This window comes from Streptomyces calidiresistens (assembly GCF_014141525.1).
GTDB lineage: Bacteria > Actinomycetota > Actinomycetes > Streptomycetales > Streptomycetaceae > Streptomyces > Streptomyces calidiresistens.
Genome location: NZ_VKHS01001376.1, coordinates 1 through 785, shown reverse-complemented (window position 1 = coordinate 785; position 785 = coordinate 1). Strand labels below are relative to the sequence as shown.

At 75.8% G+C, this 785-nt stretch carries 1 protein-coding gene; it reads right to left on the bottom strand.

All coding sequences use genetic code 11. The features are described from left to right. Nucleotides 1–785: ABC transporter ATP-binding protein (locus FOE67_RS27395; protein WP_228474364.1), on the bottom strand; the 785-nt coding region annotated here is incomplete at both ends.

The window sequence follows — 785 nt, the reverse complement described above, 5'->3', positions numbered from 1 at the left end:
GGTGTAGGGGTGGGCGGGCCGGCGCAGCACGGCGGGGGCCGGTCCGCTCTCGACGATCCGTCCCGCGTACATCACGGCCAGCCGCTCGCAGGTGTCGGCGAGCACGGTCAGGTCGTGGCTGATCATCATGAGGGCGATGCCGCGGTCGGCGACCAGGCCGCGCAGCAGGTCCAGGACGCGGGCCTGCACCATCACGTCCAGGGCGGTGGTGGCCTCGTCGGCGATGAGCAGGCGGGGCGAGCAGGCCAGCGCCATGGCGATCATGACCCGTTGGCGCTGTCCGCCGGAGAGTTCGTGCGGGTAGGAGCGGGCTCGGCGGGCGGGCAGCCCGACCCGTTCCATCAGCTCCAGGGCGCGGTCCCCGGCGGCCCGGCGGTCCACCCCGGTGTGCCGTTCGTGAAGCAGGATCGGCTCGGCGATCTGCCGCCCCACCCGGTGGACGGGGTTGAGGGAGTGCAGGGCGCCCTGGAAGACGATGGACGCGCCGGTCCAGCGGACGGCGCGCAGCCGGCCGGGGATCATGCCGAGCACGTCCTCCCCGTCGAGGAGGACCCGGCCGGTGACGGCGGAGGTCGGCGGGAGCAGGCGCAGCGCGGCGGAGGCGAGGGTGGACTTGCCGCAGCCGGACTCGCCGGCGACCCCGAGGGTGTCACCGGGTCGGAGGTCGAGGGTGACGCCCCGGACGGCGGGGACGGGGCCCCGGGAGCCGTGGTGGGTGACGTGCAGATCCTCCAGGCGCAGCACCGGTGGCGCGCCGAGGGGGCGGGTGCCGGTCGGGTCGGCGG